This is a genomic window from Streptomyces sp. NPDC058758, from assembly GCF_042746075.1.
GTDB lineage: Bacteria > Actinomycetota > Actinomycetes > Streptomycetales > Streptomycetaceae > Streptomyces.
In genome coordinates this window covers 83,920-101,862 of record NZ_JBHYPS010000017.1, presented here as the reverse complement: position 1 = coordinate 101,862, position 17,943 = coordinate 83,920, and the positions used below count along the sequence as shown (strand labels likewise).

14 protein-coding genes are annotated in these 17,943 nt (G+C 74.5%); 4 read left to right on the top strand and 10 right to left on the bottom strand.

The window, feature by feature from the left end:
- Window positions 1-66 precede the first annotated feature (66 nt).
- Window positions 67-699, top strand: a complete 633-nt coding sequence (locus ACFW6A_RS21205) for a hypothetical protein (protein WP_386641983.1) — start codon at window positions 67-69, stop codon at window positions 697-699.
- Between the two features lie 66 nt (window positions 700-765).
- Here the strand turns inward: ACFW6A_RS21205 and ACFW6A_RS21200 are convergent, their stop codons facing one another.
- On the bottom strand, window positions 766-1,038 hold the full coding sequence (locus tag ACFW6A_RS21200; protein WP_351850351.1) for a hypothetical protein: 273 nt from the start codon (window positions 1,036-1,038) through the stop codon (window positions 766-768).
- A gap of 182 nt (window positions 1,039-1,220) precedes the next feature.
- Between ACFW6A_RS21200 and ACFW6A_RS21195 the strand changes: the two genes are divergently transcribed.
- Window positions 1,221-1,520 carry a DUF1876 domain-containing protein gene (locus ACFW6A_RS21195; protein ID WP_351850349.1) on the top strand — a complete coding sequence of 100 codons (300 nt, stop codon included), beginning with the start codon at window positions 1,221-1,223 and terminating at the stop codon, window positions 1,518-1,520.
- Window positions 1,521-1,598: 78 nt separating this feature from the next.
- Here ACFW6A_RS21195 and ACFW6A_RS21190 read toward each other — a convergent pair whose 3' ends face one another.
- Window positions 1,599-2,195, bottom strand: coding sequence for a CBS domain-containing protein (locus ACFW6A_RS21190; protein WP_351850347.1), 597 nt, complete (start codon window positions 2,193-2,195; stop codon window positions 1,599-1,601).
- A gap of 188 nt (window positions 2,196-2,383) precedes the next feature.
- On the opposite strand from ACFW6A_RS21190, the gene ACFW6A_RS21185 reads away from it, so the two are divergent.
- Window positions 2,384-3,661 carry a YncE family protein gene (locus tag ACFW6A_RS21185; RefSeq protein ID WP_386641980.1) on the top strand — a complete coding sequence of 426 codons (1,278 nt, stop codon included), beginning with the start codon at window positions 2,384-2,386 and terminating at the stop codon, window positions 3,659-3,661.
- Window positions 3,662-3,738: 77 nt separating this feature from the next.
- Here the strand turns inward: ACFW6A_RS21185 and ACFW6A_RS21180 are convergent, their stop codons facing one another.
- From ACFW6A_RS21180 to ACFW6A_RS21155, 6 genes are all read right to left on the bottom strand, one after another.
- The gene (locus ACFW6A_RS21180; protein ID WP_386641977.1) at window positions 3,739-5,814 is read right to left on the bottom strand and encodes a discoidin domain-containing protein; all 2,076 of its coding nucleotides are present in this window, start codon (window positions 5,812-5,814) and stop codon (window positions 3,739-3,741) included.
- 133 nt (window positions 5,815-5,947) lie between these two features.
- Window positions 5,948-6,541 (bottom strand): TetR/AcrR family transcriptional regulator, encoded by a 594-nt coding sequence (locus tag ACFW6A_RS21175; RefSeq protein ID WP_351850341.1) that lies wholly within the window; start codon window positions 6,539-6,541, stop codon window positions 5,948-5,950.
- A 60-nt stretch (window positions 6,542-6,601) separates the two neighbouring features.
- Complete coding sequence (locus ACFW6A_RS21170; RefSeq protein ID WP_386641974.1) at window positions 6,602-7,702, bottom strand: DNA helicase; 1,101 nt, start codon at window positions 7,700-7,702, stop codon at window positions 6,602-6,604.
- A gap of 7 nt (window positions 7,703-7,709) precedes the next feature.
- Entirely contained in the window at window positions 7,710-9,572 is a 1,863-nt protein-coding gene (drmB, locus tag ACFW6A_RS21165; RefSeq protein WP_386641971.1) for a DrmB family protein, read from the bottom strand.
- Window positions 9,569-12,703 (bottom strand): helicase-related protein, encoded by a 3,135-nt coding sequence (locus ACFW6A_RS21160; protein ID WP_386641968.1) that lies wholly within the window; start codon window positions 12,701-12,703, stop codon window positions 9,569-9,571. Before ACFW6A_RS21160 ends, drmB begins: the two co-directional genes overlap by 4 nt.
- Before the next feature lie 58 nt (window positions 12,704-12,761).
- Window positions 12,762-15,809, bottom strand: coding sequence for a sigma-70 family RNA polymerase sigma factor (locus ACFW6A_RS21155; RefSeq protein WP_386641965.1), 3,048 nt, complete (start codon window positions 15,807-15,809; stop codon window positions 12,762-12,764).
- A gap of 187 nt (window positions 15,810-15,996) precedes the next feature.
- On the opposite strand from ACFW6A_RS21155, the gene ACFW6A_RS21150 reads away from it, so the two are divergent.
- A complete protein-coding gene (locus ACFW6A_RS21150) occupies window positions 15,997-16,758 on the top strand; it encodes a DUF4352 domain-containing protein (protein ID WP_386641962.1) in 762 nt (253 codons plus the stop codon).
- Between the two features lie 72 nt (window positions 16,759-16,830).
- Here the strand turns inward: ACFW6A_RS21150 and ACFW6A_RS21145 are convergent, their stop codons facing one another.
- Window positions 16,831-17,019: a DUF397 domain-containing protein gene (locus tag ACFW6A_RS21145; protein WP_351850333.1), complete on the bottom strand. Its 189-nt coding sequence runs from the start codon at window positions 17,017-17,019 to the stop codon at window positions 16,831-16,833.
- On the bottom strand, window positions 17,016-17,882 hold the full coding sequence (locus ACFW6A_RS21140; protein WP_351850332.1) for a helix-turn-helix transcriptional regulator: 867 nt from the start codon (window positions 17,880-17,882) through the stop codon (window positions 17,016-17,018). Before ACFW6A_RS21140 ends, ACFW6A_RS21145 begins: the two co-directional genes overlap by 4 nt.
- Window positions 17,883-17,943: the final 61 nt, after the last annotated feature.

The following is a 17,943-nucleotide window of genomic DNA, read 5'->3' as shown; positions in this document are numbered from 1 at the left end:
CCGCCCTCGCCGCGCGGACGACAGTAATAGCTGTCGAAAAGAGAGAGTGACAGTTATCTTTGTCGCATGAACGATGTGAACGGGGCGGGCATCCCGACCCCCGACAAGAGCGACGACGACTTCTGGGCCGCCTTCTCGGACCTGGTGGAGCCGCCCTGGAGCGAGCCCTCCCAGGACGACGCCTTCACCATGGACGAGCGGGTCCTCGACGCGGTCCGGGCCCTGGCGGAGCGGATCTCGACCCGCCTGCTCGCCTACCGCGCCGCGGGCAAGGAGCCCGACCCGGTGCTCATGGCCTCGCCCGACGTGCAGCTGGCCATGCTGCGGGCCGTGTACGAGGCCAAGCTGTCCGTCGACCGGCTCGCGGAGTCCGCCGCCACCGTGGCGGGCCGCAGCGGCGCCAACTACGCCCAGCTCGGCGCCGCCTGGGGCGGCATCAAGCGCCAGTCGGCCCGCGTCAAGTGGCCCCACGCGGTGGTCAGGAAGTCCTCCGCCGAGTCCATCCCGCTCCACTACGCGGGCGGCACCGCCGTCGTGCACCACGATCCCGACGCCGACGCCTGGTGGTACGCCGCGACCGGCGCGGACCAGCGGGAGGGGGAGTCCCAGCCGGTGCACGGCACCTACGCGGAGGCCATCGCGGGCGCGACCGAGTTCCTGCTCGCGCACGCCCTGCCCGAAGAGCGCCCGCCCGTCTGAACCGCCCGCCCGAACCCGCCCACCCGAGCCGTCCGCCCGAACCCGCCCGCCCGGGGCCCGGCACCCTCAGAGGCCGCCCCGGCCGTCGTCCCGGTCGTCTTCCGCGCGGCGGCCCCTCCGCGACGGCGGCGGGGGGTGGCGGGACAGCCGGGCGTCGAGCTTCGCGAGGACGGTGGCCGTGGCCATGAGGACGAGCGCGGTCGCGGCGAGGCCGACGCCGACGTGCAGCCCGCTCGCGTTCAGGAGCACGCCGACGCCCAGGCTCGCGGGGACGCCGAGGCCGGCGACGACGACCTGGAGCACCTCCAGCCGTCTGCGGGCGCCCAACCGGCCGGCCATAGCGGTACCCCTTCGCCGTGAAGTGTCCGTGCGGGGGGTGGTTCCCCCGCCGCCGGTGCGGAACACCCGCCTCCGTCCCCGTGCGCCCCGGCCGCCGCGGGCGGATCCTGGAAGGGGCGGGGAGCAGCGCCCCGGCGCCGTACGGCACCGGCGGCGCCGACCGGCGTGCGAGGAGGCAGACCATGACGCGGAACCTGGAGTGGAGGGTCGGCCTGGAGCTGAGCGAGGAAGCGGGCCGGACCAAGGCAGAGGCCCGCCTCGACACGGGCACGGCCACCTTCACGGGGCACGGCTCGGCCCGCTGCAACCCGGCGGACACCGACGTGCCGGTGATCGGCGACGAGCTGGCCGCGAGCCGGGCCATGAAGGACCTGGCGGGCAAGCTGATGCGGGAGGCGAACCGGGAGATGGAGGCGGTGGGCGCCGGGACCGTGCCGGCGCGCACGGGCCCGGGATACGGCTGGCCGGAGGCGGTCTCCTGAGGAGTCCGCCGCCCCGCGCCCCCGTGCCGGCGACCGCCCGGCGCGGGGGCGCGGCGCGCGCGGCGCCCCCGCCGTCCCTCACTCCTGGGGCGGCTCCACGACCAGGTGGTCCACCACCTCGACCACCCCGTCGACGGACTCGCACAGCCGGACCAGCATGGGCCCGAGGTCCTTGCGCGCCAGGGTGCCGCTGAGGGTGACCCGGCCCTCGTCGACGTCGATGTGGACGGCGGCGGGGGAGAGGCCGAGGATGCGGATCACCACGTCCTCGCGGATCTCCTCCTGGATCGAGCGGTCGCGCCGCAGGAAGAGCTGGAGCAGGTCGCTGCGGCTGAGGACGCCGATGAGCCGCCCGTCCGCGTCCACGACCGGCAGCCGCTTGACGTGGTGCCGCTCCATGAGCCGGGCCGCCTCGATGGCGGTCCAGGAGGGCCGGGCGGTGCGCACGGGGCTGGACATCATGGCCTCGGCGGTGCTGGGGCCGTCCTTGGCGGTGTGCCGGCGGAGCAGGTCGGCCTCGGAGACCACGCCCACGGGCCGGTTCTCCTCGTCGACCACCGGGACCGCCGTGATGCCGTACTCGTCGAGGAGGCGCGCGATCTCCTTGAACGGCGTACCGCGCTGGACCGCGACCGCCGTCGGGGTCATCAGGTCCGCGACGCTGCGGTTCCTCATCGTCCGTTCCGTCCCTTCTGCGGGTGATGGTTCCATGATCCCGCATGGGGCGCGCACGGGGTGCGGGAGGGTGGGGGAGGAGCGGGGGAACAGGGGTGCGGGAGACGTCTTGTGGGTGCGGCGGGTCCGTGGTTACCTGCGGGTTACCTCCGGTAAGTCGCTGTCCCCACACGGAAGAAGGCTGCCCCATGCCCTCGGTACGCACGACCCGGACCCGCCGTCTCGCGGTCGCCCTCGCCGCCTCCCTCACGGCCTCCCTCACCCTCCTCGCCCCCGCCGTCGCCGCCCCGCGGGACGCCCCCTCCCGGGTCGCCGACGCCCCCCTGCGCGAGGTCATGTTCGTCGGCAACAACTGGGACGGGACCGCCGACGTCATCGCCTCCCGCGGCGACTTCCACCGCATCGGCCGGGTGAACGTCGTCCCCGACAAGGAGGAGCGCCTCCGGGAGATCTATCTCAACCCCGTCAAGCTCGCCTTCTTCCTCGGCGTCCGCAGCGGCCCGGGCGAGGGCCACGACCAGTTCGTCGACGACATGTACGCCACCCCCGACGGCACCGCGATGGTCGTCTCCCGCCCCAGCTTCGCCGACGTGGTCTCCATCGACCTGCGCACCGGAGCAGTCAACTGGCGCTTCCCCGTGGCCGGTTACCGCTCCGACCACATGGCCGTCTCGCCGGACGGCACCCGCGTCGCCGTCTCCGCCTCCACCGCCAACACGGTCCACGTCCTCGACGTCGCCACCGGCCGCCAGCTCGGCAGCTTCAAGACCGGCGACAAGCCCCACGAGAACGTCTTCACCTCCGACGGCCGGCTGTGGAACATGTCCATCGGCGAGGTGACCACCGCCCTCGACGCGCCCTGGCTCGACTGGACCAAGGGCGACCGCAGGATCACCGTCGTCGACGCGACCACCTTCGAGACCGTCCGCGTGATCGACATGCGCTCCCGCCTCGACGCCTTCGGCCGCGACGACCTCTCCGACGCCGTCCGCCCCCTCGTCTTCACCCCCGACGAGAAGAAGCTCTACTTCCAGGTCTCCTTCCTCAACGGCTTCCTGGAGTACGACGTCGAGGCCGACCGCGTCACCCGCCTCAAGACCCTGCCCGGCAGCGCCACCACCGACCCCGACCGCACCACCTGGGTCAACGACTCGCGCCACCACGGCCTGTCGATCAGCCCGGACGGCGCCAAGCTGTGCGTCGCCGGCACCATGGACGACTACGCCACCGTCGTCGACCGCGCGACCCTCAGGCAGGGCCCGCTGGTGCCCGCCGACAAGCCCTACTGGGCCACCGTGAGCGGCGACGGGAAGTCCTGCGTCGTCTCGGAGAGCGGCGCCGACCGCGTCAGCGCCATCGACTTCGCCACCGGCGAGCGCGTCGCCTCGGTGGAGGTCGGCGACCACCCCCAGCGCGTCAGGCTCGCCCGCGTACCCGCCGACTGGACGCCCCCCGCGGCGGACTGACGGAGCGTCACGAAGGCCGGAGGGGCCGGCCGGATCGGCGTCGATCCGGCCGGCCCCTCCTCGTCGCCCGCGCCCGTTCAGGAGCGGGTGACCGTCACCTCGTAGAGCGAGTAGCCCCACTGCGTGGCCCGCCGCTCCCCGTGGAAGCGGACGTAGCGGGCCGGCGTCGAGTCGAAGACGGCCGTGTCGTAGCCGCCGTCCCCGGCGTCCGTCCGCCAGACCGTCCGCCACGCCGAACCGTCCTCGGAGACCTCGATCCGGTACTGGCGGGCGTGGGCCCGCTCCCAGTCCAGGGTCACCCGGCCGACCCGCCGGACCTCGCCCAGGTCCACCTGGAGCCACTGGTCGTCCGACCAGTCGCTGGCCCAGCGGGTGCCGGTGTCGCCGTCGAAGGCGCGCCCCGGCGCGTAGCTGGTGAAGGGGTTCCACTCGGCGGAGCTGGCCGAGGTGGGCACGCCGGACGCGAGGTTCTCGCCCGGCTCGTGCCGCTCGGTCGCCTTCCAGGTCCGCAGGTAGGACTCGGCGCCGAGCGCCAGGTCCCCGATGACGTCCGGGCCGCCCGGGGTGAGCCGGATCTGCTCGATCCAGTCCGGCACCAGGCCGGCGTGCGCGGCGCCGTCCTTGTTGAGGTCCCAGGTCCGCTCGCCCGTCACCTGCCGGTCGAGGACGGTGCCGCCGTCGAAGCTGCGGTAGGGGTAGGTCACCGCGTTCGGGGCGTCCTCGCCGACCGGTCCCGGCCAGCCGCCGACGCCGTTCATGTCGGTGCCGTAGCCGAGGCCGACGCCGTACTTGTCGCGCAGCGCGGCCTTGCCGTTCGCCTCGTCGATGAAGCCGCCGGCGCTGTGCATGTACGGTGCGGTGAAGCCGCCCAGCTTGTACAGCCGTTCGGTCCAGTCGAGGTCCATCCAGCTGTGCGTGGACAGCACGCCCGGGTACTCCTCGGCCTCCAGCATGTCCAGCGCCCGCCCGGCGGCCTTCACGCTCATGTGGTCGAGCTCCAGCATCATGCCCCGGTCGATCATGCCCTTGAGCGCGTACTCGCCGAGCCGGGTCAGCCCGCGGGTGTTGCAGCGGGCGTCGGAGGCGTAGCCCGGCACGCTCACCCCGGCGGGCAGCTTCGCCGCCATCGCGGCGGGCGCGGTCAGTCCGATCGGGTTGTCCTGCTGCGGGCCCGCGCACCGCTCGGTCGCCCAGAAGGTGCCGGTGGACAGGAACTGGCCGATGTTCACCGCGACGCCGGTGGTGCCGGAGTCGAAGCGGACGCCGCACAGCGCGTTGTCGAACTTGTGGCACAGGAACATGCTGCGCACGCCGAGCCGGTACAGCTCGTCCAGGCCCCGGTCGATGTCCGCCTTGTCGCACTGGGCGACATCGAGGATCTGCTTGCAGCCGAACGGCTCCGAGGTCTCCACGCCGAGGACGACGGCGAGCTTGCCCGCCTCGATCACCGACCGCGCCTGGTCGGCGCTGGTGACGATGCGGAACCAGCCCTTGCCCGGGCCGCCGAAGAGCGAGTCGACGTAGTCCTGCATCTCGTAGGTCTTGCGGGCCTCCAGGCGGATGGCCTCCATCTCGTCGCAGCCGCGGTCCCGGGGCATGATCGAGCACAGCAGCCCGTTGGAGACCAGGTCGTTGACGAGCACGCGCTGGCCGCCGCGCCAGGCGCGCTCCAGCCAGGCGTAGTAGTTCTGCTGGTGCGTCAGCGAGTCGTGGGCCGGCCAGTCGGCGAAGGTCGGCCAGCCGTCGGGGTCGTGCGTGCCGTTCGCGCCGCCGGTCAGGTTCTCGAAGAGGGCGCCGGAGCCGTCCGGGTAGTGCTCCGGACAGTCCTTGAGGGCGTCGGCCGCGCCGGCCGTGGAGAACGGCTTGCCGCAGATGAGCCGGCCGCCGAAGCCCTCGTTGGACATCACGTGGTTGTGCGCGTCGACGAAGCCGCGCACCCGGCCCTGGGCGTCGGTGCCGGTGAACGGCGCGCCCGTGGCGTTGACCTGGGAATCGGTGGCCGGCCGTGCGGTCGGTTCCCACCAGGGGGCGCCCGTGGCGGGGACCGGGGCGGCGCCGAACAGCACGGCCGCGAGGGCGAGGAGGAGGGACGCGAGGCCGAGGCGGCGGGTCCCGTGGAAGGGGGGTGTGCTTCGAGTGGTGCGTGGGGGCATGGTCGCGAAGCCTCCGGTCGGTGAGGGTGTACCGGGCGCCCCGAGGATCGCGGTGATGCAGGACCGAGTCAAGAGTCCGGGTCACATGACCTACTGGCGAGGGGACGGCTCCGCCGCCCGTCCCCTCCGTGCGTCAGCCCTCGATCAGCAGAACCAGCTGATCAGCCGTCAGTTCCAGTTGCTCCAGGGCGGCTTCCTCGTCCCGCAGCACCAGGTACTGGAGCGTCATCCCGTCCACCGCCGCCGCCAGGTGGCGGGCCAGCGTCCGCACCGGAACCTTCGGCTCCGCCCCGCGCACCGCCCCCACCTGCTCCACCAGCGCCGTCGCCGACCGCACGTACTGCTCGTACTGCGCGCGGGCCAGGTGCTCGAAGCCCGGCTCGCGCAGTGCGTACTGGGTGAGGTCGTAGGTGAGCATGTGGTGCCCCGGGTGCGCGGTCACGTCCTCCCAGTACGTCCGCAGCGCCTCCCGCACCGTCTCGCGCAGGGTGGCCCGCGGCTCGACCGCCTTCATCACCCGCGCCACGTAGTCGCCGATGATCGTCTCGATGGCCGCTTCGAGGAGCGCCTGCTTGGAGTCGAAGCAGTAGTGGAAGACGCTCAGCGAGACGCCGGCCTCGGCGGAGATCGACCGCGTGGTGGTCCTGGCCACCCCGTCCCTGGTCATCGCCCTGATCGCCGCCTCGACCAGCTGCCGGCGTCGCTCCGCCGACGGCATCCGCGCCATGCTTCCTCCTCGGGTCAAGGCGTCAGGGTAACCGCAGCCGCCCGCACGCCGGGCGGCGCGTCAGCCCCGCAGCAGCTCGTCCCGGGGGATCCGCGCCAGCAGCGGCGGCTCGCCCGCGCCCTCGTGGCCGAAGTGCAGCTCGTGCCGGGCGCGGGTGGCCAGCACGTAGTAGGTCATGCGCAGCGCGGCGGAGGTGGGGTCGGCGTCGGCGTCCACGTGCGCGTCCGGCACGACCACCAGGTCGAAGCCGAGCCCCTTGGCGCTGGCCCGGTTGACGATGACGAGGCCCGGACGCGAGAGGTCCAGGTCGCGGTACCGCCCCGAGCCCGCCTCCGCCGTGTACATCTGCGGCCTCAGGCGCGGCTCCGTCCGGCTCAGCCGGGTCATCAGGTCGAACTGGCCGCGCGTCGTCCTGAGCACCACCCCGACGGAGGACCGGGGGTGCGCCCGCACGAGGCCGGCCAGGAAGCGGGTGAGCACCTCGGGCCGGGCGAAGGAGTGGAGGCGCGGCGGCGGCCCCTCGCGCTCCGGCGGCTCCGGCGCGCTCGCCCCGACGTGGAAGTGGCGGGCCAGTTCGGCGATCTGGCGGGTGTTGCGGTGGTTGCCCTCGACCTCGCGCACCGGACAGCCGCCGAGCGCCTTCGTGATCTCCGCGAGCGTCGAGTGGGTCTCGGTGAGCTGCTGGCACTCGTCGGCGAAGACGGTGACCCGGGCCTCCAGGATCCGGCAGAAGCGGTAGAAGTCCGGCGGGAGGTCCTGGCCCTCGTCCACGACCACCGACAGGCCCTCCTCCGGTTCGGCCAGGGTGGCCGCCCGGACGAGGGCGCGCCAGTCGTACCAGCCGTCGTCCGCGCGCGGGGCCTCGGTCCCGGTCCGCTCGCGGTGCCAGGCGGCCAGCCAGGCGTGCACGGTGGACACGGTCACGCGATTCGCCGTCGGCCCGAGGGCGGCCGCGGCGGGCGCGAGCGACTGCCGGAGCAGGTGGGAGCGGGTCAGCAGGACCGTCGGGCCGCCGGTGAGCGCCAGCATCACCGCGCGCTGCACGGCCAGCAGGCTCTTGCCGCTTCCGGGGGCGCCGCTGACGACGTGGTGGCCGTCGAAGGGCAGCCCGTCCAGCACGGCGCGCTGCCGTGCCGTCAGGTCGAGGTACGTGAGGGTCATCGTCGGCTCACTCCAGCGCGGCCGCGGCGGCCGTGCGGGCCGCGGCGATGATCGGTTCGAAGTATCCGGGCACGTGCCCGCCGCCGACCACCAGGGACCGGTCGAGCAGGGTGTTGCCGGTCTCGCAGCTGGTCTCCGGCAGCAGGGCGCAGGCGTGGCAGGCCGCCCGGTTGAGGCTGTCGAAGCCCTGCCCGGTGTGTTCGGCGCACAGCGGATCGGCCGAGCACCAGGCCGCCGCCTCCGTCATCCGCAGCAGCGTCTCGGCGAGCCGAGGGGCCTCGCCCTGCTGGACGAGGCCGCCGAGGGTGCCCTCCGCGTCGCCCGCCGCCGTGTAGACCAGCACGCCGTGCTGGTCGTGCTCGGGGCGCGCGTACACCCGCTCGCGCAGGCTGGCGGTGGAGTAGCCGGACTCGAAGGACAGCTGCCGGACGAGGAGGTGGGCGAAGGTGTGCAGGAGGACGAAGCGGGGGGACAGCTCCTCTCCCGTCACGGCCGCCAGCCGGTCGGCCTGGAAGGAGCGGGACAGGTCGTCCCGCATCCCCGCCACGTGGTCCCGCACCCGCTCGTCCCGCTCCCACGAGGCCAGTTCGTCCCGGTCCAGGGTGACGAAGATCCCCTCGCCGAAGACCTCCACGGCGGGCAGCCAGCGCAGCCGCCGGGAGGTGTCGGCGGGGACGAAGGCCGATCCGGGGGAGACCCGGCGGAAGCCCTGGAGGGCCCGCACCTCCCGCAGCCGGTCGGCCAGCACGATCCGCCCGACGCGCCGGCCGAGCCCGGCCCACGGCTCCGCCGTCTCGCCGTCGAGCCCGAGGCCGGTCGCCCGCACCGCGAAGTCCCGCGTGGGCGGCTGGACGGGGGCGACGAAGGCCGCCCACTCCTCGCGGCTCAGATCCGGCACGGCGGGCCCGGCCGACGCGTCGTCGCCGCCCGTGCCCGCGCCCGGCGCGGGAGCGGGGGCGATCCCGGTCTCCTCGGCGAGCAGCGCGTCCAGGAGGGCGTCGTCCGCGCCGGTGTCCTCCTTGATCATGTCCCGGTAGGTGCCGGCCCGGGCCCCGCCGGCCGCCCGGCACAGCGGGATCCACAGGTCGGAGGCGCGCACCCGTTCGGCGAGCAGTTCGTTGCCCGCGTCGGCCGGGAGTTCGGCCTCGGGGATGTCCAGGGCGGAGCTGACGACCGGGTAGTACACGTTGCCCGCGGTGCGCTGGACGACCTGGACCGGCTTGACGCAGTCGGCGGCCTCGTTCAGCCGCTGCCACGGGTTGCGCCCGGAGCACCGCATGCCGTGCGTGCCGAGCACGTCGAGCAGGTCGCGGGAGGCCCCGCAGCCCTTGGCCGTGCAGGTGACGGAGAGCGCTTCGAGACCGGTGGCCCGGTCGGACACGTCGAAGCGGAGCCGGTCGCGGGCGGCGCAGGCGTGCCGCTGCCCGGGGTCGAGGCGCGAATGCGCCCAGAACCACCAGTCCACGTCCCCGAGGTGCCCGTCGGCGCAGATCTGCACGAACCGCATGGGGGCCAGCTGCCGCACCGGCGAGCAGCCGGGGCAGCGCGGGGGCGTGCCCGGCTTCTCGTCGGCGATCCGCCAGCGGGTCATCCGCCGGCAGGCGCCGCAGAACAGCCAGGAGGGGAAGCGGATGTACGGCGCTCCCGCCGCGTCCGGCCGGTCGAAGCGGTCGTCGGCGGCCGGCGGCGCGGCGTAGAAGCCGCTCACGCCGAGCTGTCCGGCGAGCCGGGCCGAGTGGACCTCGGGGCGCCGGCGCGGCCAGTCCCCGATGCCGGTCGCGACGAAGGACTCGCCCTGGATGTCGAAGACCGCCCCGACGCCGAAGGGCAGGACCGTCTGGGCCTGCCGCACCCGCAGCCGCCTGCTCACAGCTCCGCTCCCTTCACCGTGACCTGGCACTCCCGGTCGACGTTACGCATCGAGTGCGGGGTCTCCCACAGACCGCCGTGCCGCTCGAAGTTCTTCAGCAGATGCATCTGGCCCTTGCCCTGGCTCCGGTAGTACAGCTCCTTGCCCTCCTTGCGGGCGTCGAGCGCGTGCTGCTGCCACGCGGACAGCAGCGCGTCGAGTTCGTCGTGGACCTCCGCGGCGGCCCGGGGGTCTCCGGCGGCGGCGCGGGCGGCCAGCCGTTCGGCGACGGCGACGACCTCCGGCAGCCGGTCGACCAGCTCGCCGGCCTGGTTCTCCGCGGACAGGCCGAGGCCGTGGCGGACGAGGATGACGAGGGCGGCGTGCAGGGCGCGCCGCCGCGAGGGCGCGGACCAGGGGGTCACGCTCGTCGGCTCGACGTGGCGGTACAGCGACCGGTGGTAGACGTCGAAGGTCTCGTAGTGCGAGCGGTCCCGCGGCCGGGTGGCGTTGAAGAAGGTCACGACGAGCCCGGGCACGGCGTGCCGGCCGACCCGGCTCGTCGCCTGGATGTACTCGGCGGTGGTCTTCGGCTGTCCCTGCATCAGCATCAGGGCGAGCCGCTTCACGTCCACGCCGACCGACAGCATGTTGGTGCAGGGCAGGAACGCCACCGCGTCCGCCGCGGTGTACGGCTTCTCCAGCCGGTCCAGGAGGACGGGCTGTTCGGCCCGCGCCAGGTTGCTCGTCAGCTCCTGCACCGCCCGGTCGGGCAGTTCCCGGGTGCCGCGGCCGCCGTCGAGGCCGGCGAGCTGGGCGGGGATGTCGTCGGCGGCGGCGGTGACCGTGCGGCCGAGTTCGCGGAGGCTGTGGTGGTAGGCCACCAGGGTCCAGTACGCGTCCCGGTGCTCCTCCGGGAGCTCCCAGGCGCCCTGGAGCATGGCCGCCGCCGTGGTGACGGCGGCGCGGCCCGCCGTGTGGCCCTGCGCCATCACGCCGACGTACTGCCGTCCGGGCCGGGAGGTGTCGGGCTCGGCGAAGTACGAGTGGCGGGCGTCGGTCCCGGCGGGCGGGAAGAGCTGCACGGCACGGCCGTACAGGCCCCGCACCTGCTCCTCCGAGCGCCGGATGGTCGCCGTGGAGGCGACCACCTTCGGGCCGACGCCGTTCCGCTCGCACAGGCCGAGCACGGCCGCCTCGTACAGTCCGACGGTCGTGCCGAGCGGCCCGGTCAGCAGGTGCAGCTCGTCCTGGATCACCAGGGACGGCGGCGCGGTCCGGCCGCCGTCGCCGAACAGCCGGCCGGCCCGCGGCTCCCAGGCGAGCCGCGCGAACTTGTCCACGGTGCCGAGCACGAAGGTCGGCGGCCGGTCGTAGAGGTGTTCGTCGACGACCGCGACGGGCAGCTCGTCGTGGAAGGCGCAGGCGTCGCGGGGGCAGAAGAAGGCGAAGGAGTCGGCCCCCGCCCGGACGCCGTAGTCCGCGATGTCCGGGGACTTGCGGGCGGGCAGGACGCGGGTGCCGCACCACGGGCACCGGTCCAGGATGAAGACGTCCTCGGGGCGGGCGGCTGCCCGCACGTCGTCGAAGGCGTCCCGGGCCGCCTTGTAGCTGTTGGGCGAGGTCGCCTCGCCGACCCACAGGCCGATGGAGAACGGCTCGGTGCCCAGGGCGGCCGGGTCCGCCCGGCGCAGGGTCTCCAGCGCGCAGACCGTGGTCGCCGCCCGCTGGAACTGCTGGGTCGTCAGCAGGCTGAGCGTGTAGCGGCTCAGCACGGCGGTGCCGCCGCCGTCCGGCTCGCGGCGCCGCAGGACCATCACGAACGCGGCGAGCAGCAGGTACGCCTCGGTCTTGCCGCCGCCGGTGGGGAACCAGATGAGGTCGGCGGTCTCGCGGTCGGGGTGGCGCGGGTCCACCGTGCCGTCGACCGCCATCAGGAAGAAGGCCAGCTGGAAGGGGCGCCACGCGGCGTCGGGGAAGGGGGCGGGGTCGACGGCCGCCGCGTCGCCCCGGGACCGCCGCCCGCCGGCCTGGTCGGGGGCGGAGTGCCGCATCTGGAGCGCCATGGCGTGGTTGGCCGTGCGGAACGCCTCCAGCAGCTCGGGGCGCTCCGGGTCGCACAGCGTGCGGATGCCGGACTCGATCCGCCCCACGACGGTCCCGACGCGGTCCAGGATCCGGTCGGCGGCCTCCCGGCCCCAGCCGGGCACCTCGGCGGCCCGCTGCTCCGCGTACCACCGGCGGTATCCGGCCGCGAACTCCTCCAGCTCGCCGCGGAGCACGTCCCGGGGCACGGCGGGGTCGGAGAGGTGCGACACCCGCAGCACGGGCAGCCCCACCGGCCCCGCCGCCCGGGTGGCCGGCACCTCGGAGCGGGGCATCACGGTCGCGGCGACGCCGACGACGTTCCCGCCCTCACCCCCTTCTCCGTCGTGGAGTTCGTCCACCGCGCAGCCGTGGCCGACGGCGTGGGTGACGACGTGCCGGTACTGGAGCCGCAGCTCCTGCTCCTCCGGGTCGCGGCTGGCGAGCCGCACGCTCGGGTACGGCCGGATCCCGCCGTCCAGCGGCCGGGCCTCCAGCCGCACCTGGAACAGCATCCGGTCCCACTGAGCCGCCCGTCCCCGGCCCGCCGCCGGCGCGCCGGCGTGGGCGGCGTTGACGAGGGCGACGGTCACGAGCCGGCCCCCGCCGAACGCCCGCCGCCGGATCCGGATCTGGGCCCGCCCGCCGAGCACTTCGCGCAGCTGCTCGTCCGGGCCGACCGTCACCGTCTCCACCGGCAGCGGCACCCGCCGCCAGTGCCGCGCCCGGTCGCCCTGCCGGGTCTCGTAGCGCGCGGCCCCGCACACCACCTCCAGGGTGGAGGCGTCGGTGTAGAAGCTGAAGCCGAGGGACGACGGCAGCCAGGAGTTGGACTCGGGGATGGGGTCGGTGGCGGGCGCGGTGTCGTCCGCGGCGTCCTCGGTCCCGGGCCCCTCCAGCTCCTCGGCGGTCTCGGTCAGCCGCCGCTGGAGGTCCGCCTCCTGGGGGTAGAGCGTGCCCATCAGGTACTGCCGGTCCGGCGGGGCGTCGAGCACCTCTTCCTCGCCCTGGGCCGGACCGACCAGCTGCCTTCGCAGGTAGTCGACGAGCTCGTCGCGCGGGTTCACGTGCGGGTTTCTCCTTGTCGTAGGTACGGCGGCGTGCCGGGGCGAGGGGTGTGCGACCTCAGCTCCGCTGCCACCACTTGCGGGGGTCGGGCCCCGCCGGAGCCGGCGCGGGCCGGCTCGCGGCCAGCCGGGCCTCCGCCTCGGCCACGCGCACCCGCGCGGCCTCCCGGGCCTCGGCGACCTGCTGCTCGGCCCACCGTTCCACGGCCCGCACCCGCTCCGCCGCCGTGTCCTCCGCGGCCCGCGCCTCGGCCGCGAGCCGCTGCGCCTCGGCCCGGGCCCGGTGCAGCCCTCCCGCCAGCTCGGCCGTACGCAGCGCCGCCGCGTCCCCCGCCCGTCGCCCGTCCTCGGCGACCCGCAGAACCTCGTCCCGGGCCCGCCGAAGCTCCACCTCCAGCTCGGCGGCACGCAGCGCCGCCGCGTCCCGCTCCCGCTGGGCGTCCTCGGTGAGCCGCCGGATCTCGTCCCGGGCCCGCCGGAGTTCGTCCTCCAGTTCGGCGGTACGCAGGGCCGCCGCGTCCTCCGCCCGGCGGGCGTCCGCGCCGAGCAGCCGGATCTCGTCCCGGGCCCGCCGGAGTTCGTCCTCCAGCTCGGCGGTACGCGCGTCCGCCGTGGCCTCCTCCCGGCGGGTGTCCTCGGCGCCCCGCCGGATCTCGTCCCGGGCCCGCCGGAGTTCCTCTTCCAGTTCGGCGGTACGCAGGGCGGCCGCCGCGCCGGTCTCCCGCAGGCGCTCCTCGTAGCGCTTGGCGGTGCGGCTCAGGGTCTCGCGCAGCCGGACGATCTCCTCCTGCGCCTCCCGGGCGTGCGTCTCGCCCGCTTCGAGCGGCGCGTGCGGGCGCGCCGCGGCCTCCTCGCGGAGGCGGCCGGCCTCCGCCTCGATCGCGGCCCGCGCCTTGTTCCGCTCGTCCGCCCGCGCGACGGCGACGCGGTGCACGACGTCGGCCTCCAGCTCGCGCAGCGACCGCTCGGCCTCCAGCAGGCGTTCCTCCACCGAGGGAGGCCCGGGGAGGGGCGCCTCGGGCGCCTCGAACACCGTGGGGCGCTCCGGTACTTCCAGGGCCTCGGGGCCGGCCGGTGCCTCCGGTGCCTCGGGCTCGTCCGGAGCCTCCACCGCCTCCGGCTCCCGAGGCTCCCGCGGCTCTTCCGGCTCGGCCGTCAAGGGAGGCTGGGGAGGCTGGGGGACGCGGGCCGGTTCGGGCTCGGGTGCGGCGGCCGGCTGCTCGGGCGCGGCCGGGCGCGGCCGCACCGGGCCGGGTATCGGGCGCCGGCGCCGGGGGGCCGGCGGCACGGGGGCGACGGGGTGCCAGCGAACGCCCGCGAGGCCGAGGACGATCTTGCGGTGGAGCGGCAGCCCGCTGCCGTCCGCCTTGGCGAGCGCCCGCTGTTCCGCCATCCACTCGCCCAGCGGGAAGCCGTCCTCGTGGTGGTCGGGGGCCGGGTAGGTGTGCCCCGTCCGCGCGTGGAAGGCGCGCAGGGCGACGACACCGGCACCCCACTTCACGCCCTTGAGGTCCCGGCTGATCGCGCCCACGGGGTTCGAGCCGACGCGGGGGTCCGCGAGCATGGCCCTGAGCGCGGCGTACGGCGCCTCGCCGGGGGCTTCCAGGGCGAGCCGCAGGACGGGCAGGACGTGCGCCTCCAGCTGCCGCACCCGCTCGCGCGTCACCTTGAGTTCCGTCCCGATGACGTCGAGCGTGGCGGGGTCCTGGCCGCTGAGCCCGACGCGGCGGTCGACGACGTACGCGTACCGCTCGGGAAGGAGCGCCACGAGCCGGTGGACGTCCTCGTCGGCGAGCTGCTGGAGCACCGTCCCCTCCACGGACGGGATGGCGTTGCGTCCTTCGACGAGTTCACCGAGGCTCGTGCCGTCGCCGATGACGCGGTCGAGCGAGTCGGTCACCTTGCTGACGCGCCTCACCTGCCGGACCTTGTCGAGAGGCAGGTCGCACGCGACGGCCACGTCGGCGAGGGTCGGGTAGTGCCCGGCGGAGAGCAGCTGCCGCTCGGCGCGGGCGACCTTCTGCATCGTCTCGTGCATGTGGACCGGCACCCGGATGAGGCTGCCCTCGTCGGCGACGGCCCGGCTCATCGCCTGCCGGATCCACCAGGTCGCGTAGGTGGACAGCTTGTTGCCCTGGAGGGGGTCGTACTTGCGGACGGCGTTGAGGAGTCCGACGACGCCGTGCTGGAAGACGTCCTCGTAGTCGAGTCCCTGCTCGACGTGCTTGCGGGCGAGGGAGTGGACGAGCCCCTGGTTGTGCGCGATCAGGCAGTCGCGCGCCCTGCGGCGCACGTCCCCGGGCGGGAGCGCCGCCAGCTCCTCGGCGGTCGGCTCGACGCCGACGAGGTCGACGCCGCCCCGGAGCAGCACGCTCAGCCCCACCTCCTCGTCGGCGGCGAGGACAATCTTCTCGGGCCGCCGGGTGAAGCGGTCCTCGTCGAGGACGCGCAGCGCGGCGGCGACGGCGGCGTCGAGGCCGTCGGGCGTGACCACCGGGCCGTCGGACGCCGACGCGGGCTCCGGAGCCCCGGCCTCGGCGTCGTCCTCGTGCGCGGTCTCGTGCGCGGTCTCGCCTCCGGACCCGTCCGCGCCTCCGGCGGACGCGGGCGCGGAGGCCGCGACGGACGCGCCGGCCGCGTGCTCCGCGCGCACCGTGAAGCGTGCCGCCGCTCCCGTCCGGAGCGCGGCGGCGTCGGCGGTCCCGAGCCCTGCCAGCCGGGCCACGCCCGCGACGACATGTTCGGCGACGGCGCCCTCCACGGCGTACCGCGCGACCAGGTCGAGCAGGATCCCGGTGGCGGCCCCCGGTGCAACCTTCCCCGCGCCTCGCGCGTCGGGAGTGGCAGGAGTGCGGGCAGCGGTGGAAGGGGCGGAGACGGTGGCGGTTCCGGAGGCGGCGGAAGGCGCGGCGGCCCCGGCCGGGCGGACCTCGGCGCGCAGCCCCATCCGCTCCAGCTCGGCCGCCAGCCGCGACCGCGCGGCCTCGTCCAGCCCCAGGTGCGCCACCTCGGCCTCGAAGGCGCCCGCAGGCACGACGCCGTCGACCGCGATCCGCTGGAGGTTGCGGTGGAGTCCTGCGAGTGCGGCCCTGAGGTCCAAGGTCACCCAACTTTCACCCGGCGTGAGGGCGGCGGCGTGCCGTTGATGGGGCGTCAGTATAGAACTGCCGTGTTGGCGATGTAAACAGACAGGTTTTCAGCCGCGGGGCCACCGTGACGTGTACGCTTCCCGCGCCCCGAAAGACCCCGCCCGCCCTCTTCCGTACGGGCCCGCTCCGCAGGAGTCTTCTCTCATGATCCCGCCCAAGCCCACCGACGCCCCCACGCTCCCCACCGCCCCCGTCCCCGCTCCCGCGCCCCCTCTCGCCCCCGGCTCCCGCCCGTCCCGCCGCACCCTCGTCTTCGTGGCCGTCTGGACGGTGCTCGTGGCCGGAGTGTCCTCCGGGATCACCGCCGCCCTGGTCGGGGGTGACGACGGCGTCGCCGAGGGCGTCGCCGCGCCGACGGCGAGCCCGTCGATATGGCAGGACACCCGCAGCCACCCCGCCGACCCGCCGGCGGAGCCGGAGCGGGCCCCGAGCCCCTCGCCGTCCGGCGCGGGGAGCTTCGCCATGGGGGAGAAGGCGAAGAGCGGCGGGGCGACGGTCGTCGTCAGGAAGGTCACGGAGGCGGCGACGGTCGTCCTCGACGACTACGACTCGGAGGACGTCCTCAAGGCCGGCGCGGGAGCGAAGTTCGCGATCGTGGAGACGACCGTGCACAACGACGGCACCGACTCCTTCGATCCCGTCTGCGGCGGCGGCATCTCGCAGGGCCTCATCGACGCCGAGGGGCGGAAGTTCGACGTCATCGACCAGGTCTTCATGGTCAAGGCCAACCGCGCGGCCGACGCCTGCGGCGAGGAGCTCCAGCCCGGCTTCAAGCGCGAAGCCGTCTTCGTCTACAAGTTCCCCGCCGACGCGACCCCGGCCGCGTGGTCGTTCTCCGGCTCCCGGGGCATGACCGAGGGCGACGTGGCCGTCGTCCGCCTCGGCACCGGCACCACGTCGAGCTGACGCCACGGGCCGGGCCGCGCTCCCTCGCGTACGGGAACGCACCCCGGCCCCACCGGCGCGGAGGCGGCCCCGCTACTCCCCGGAAGCGAAGGAGACGAACCGTCCCCAGCCTTCGCGGCCGACCGCGAGGGAGGGGAGGTGAACGTCCTTGGAGTCCCGAACGTGGACGGCCTGTCCGGCGATGGCGACCTCTACGCAGCTGTCGCCCTGGGTGCCGCTGTAGCTGGACTTGAACCAGGCGAGTTCCTTCGTGACGGTCATAGCTCTCCTCGCAGTCGCTCCAGCAGGCCCCGAGATTCCTTGGGGTGGAGGGCCTGCGAGCGCAGTGTGTCATAGCGCTGGTGGAGCAGTCTCACCTCTTTCGGGTCGCTGATCAGCCGCCCGTTCTGCTGCCCTTCGGAGTATCCGAGCCGCCGCCCGTCCAGGGTTTCGAGCAGTTGTACCGAGCCGTCCAGGCAGCCGTGGAATTCCGCCTCCAACGGGACCACTTGCAGCGTCACGTTGCGCGTGGTGCTCAGCTCAAGCACCAGGTCCAGCATGCTCCGCTGCACCTCGGCTCCGCCCAGCCTGCGCCGGAAGACGTGTTCCTCCACGATGAAGCTGAACGGCACCGTCGGCCGCTCCCACAGCATCTTCTGCCGCTTGAGCCGTGCGGCGAGCTGGGTGTCCAGCTGTCGCTCCGTCAGCAGCGGGATGCTGTTGTCGAACACCGCCCTCGCATACGCCTCCGACTGCAACAGCCCGGGCACCAGCCGGCACTCGTACGTGCACAGGCTCACCGCCGTCTTCTCCAGGCGGGCCCACCGCCGGAACCAGACCGCCAGCCCCGCCTCGGCGCGGGACAGGAACGGCGCGGACCGCCGCAGCGCCCCCGTGTTCCCCAGCGCCGCGTCGCCCCGGTCGACGAACGCCTCGTCCGGCATCCGTCGCCCCAACTCGACCGACTCCACCGTGTGTTTGGAGAACCGGACCAGCTCCGCGAACTCGGACCGGCTGAGCCCCGCGTGTTCGCGCAGGGCCTGGACGACGGCGCCGAACGTCCGCAGACTGTCCGACGGATCGGGCTCCCGCTCCCCGTCGTCGGTCCGCTCCGCGTCGTCGCCCTCGGCCTCGACGATGCTCATACGCCGCCACCTCCACGTACACCCGCGGCAGCTCCCGCGGTCGGCCTACCGAGCGTGACGG

What these genes read in the sequence shown, in the direction of transcription:
- ACFW6A_RS21150 (WP_386641962.1), top strand. Translation starts at nt 15,997, where the DNA reads ATGATCCCGCCCAAGCCCACCGACGCCCCCACGCTCCCCACCGCCCCC.
- ACFW6A_RS21190 (WP_351850347.1), bottom strand. Translation starts at nt 2,195, where the DNA reads ATGAGGAACCGCAGCGTCGCGGACCTGATGACCCCGACGGCGGTCGCG.
- ACFW6A_RS21185 (WP_386641980.1), top strand. Translation starts at nt 2,384, where the DNA reads ATGCCCTCGGTACGCACGACCCGGACCCGCCGTCTCGCGGTCGCCCTC.
- ACFW6A_RS21175 (WP_351850341.1), bottom strand. Translation starts at nt 6,541, where the DNA reads ATGGCGCGGATGCCGTCGGCGGAGCGACGCCGGCAGCTGGTCGAGGCG.
- ACFW6A_RS21200 (WP_351850351.1), bottom strand. Translation starts at nt 1,038, where the DNA reads ATGGCCGGCCGGTTGGGCGCCCGCAGACGGCTGGAGGTGCTCCAGGTC.
- ACFW6A_RS21205 (WP_386641983.1), top strand. Translation starts at nt 67, where the DNA reads ATGAACGATGTGAACGGGGCGGGCATCCCGACCCCCGACAAGAGCGAC.
- ACFW6A_RS21195 (WP_351850349.1), top strand. Translation starts at nt 1,221, where the DNA reads ATGACGCGGAACCTGGAGTGGAGGGTCGGCCTGGAGCTGAGCGAGGAA.
- ACFW6A_RS21145 (WP_351850333.1), bottom strand. Translation starts at nt 17,019, where the DNA reads ATGACCGTCACGAAGGAACTCGCCTGGTTCAAGTCCAGCTACAGCGGC.
- ACFW6A_RS21180 (WP_386641977.1), bottom strand. Translation starts at nt 5,814, where the DNA reads ATGCCCCCACGCACCACTCGAAGCACACCCCCCTTCCACGGGACCCGC.
- ACFW6A_RS21140 (WP_351850332.1), bottom strand. Translation starts at nt 17,882, where the DNA reads ATGAGCATCGTCGAGGCCGAGGGCGACGACGCGGAGCGGACCGACGAC.
- ACFW6A_RS21170 (WP_386641974.1), bottom strand. Translation starts at nt 7,702, where the DNA reads ATGACCCTCACGTACCTCGACCTGACGGCACGGCAGCGCGCCGTGCTG.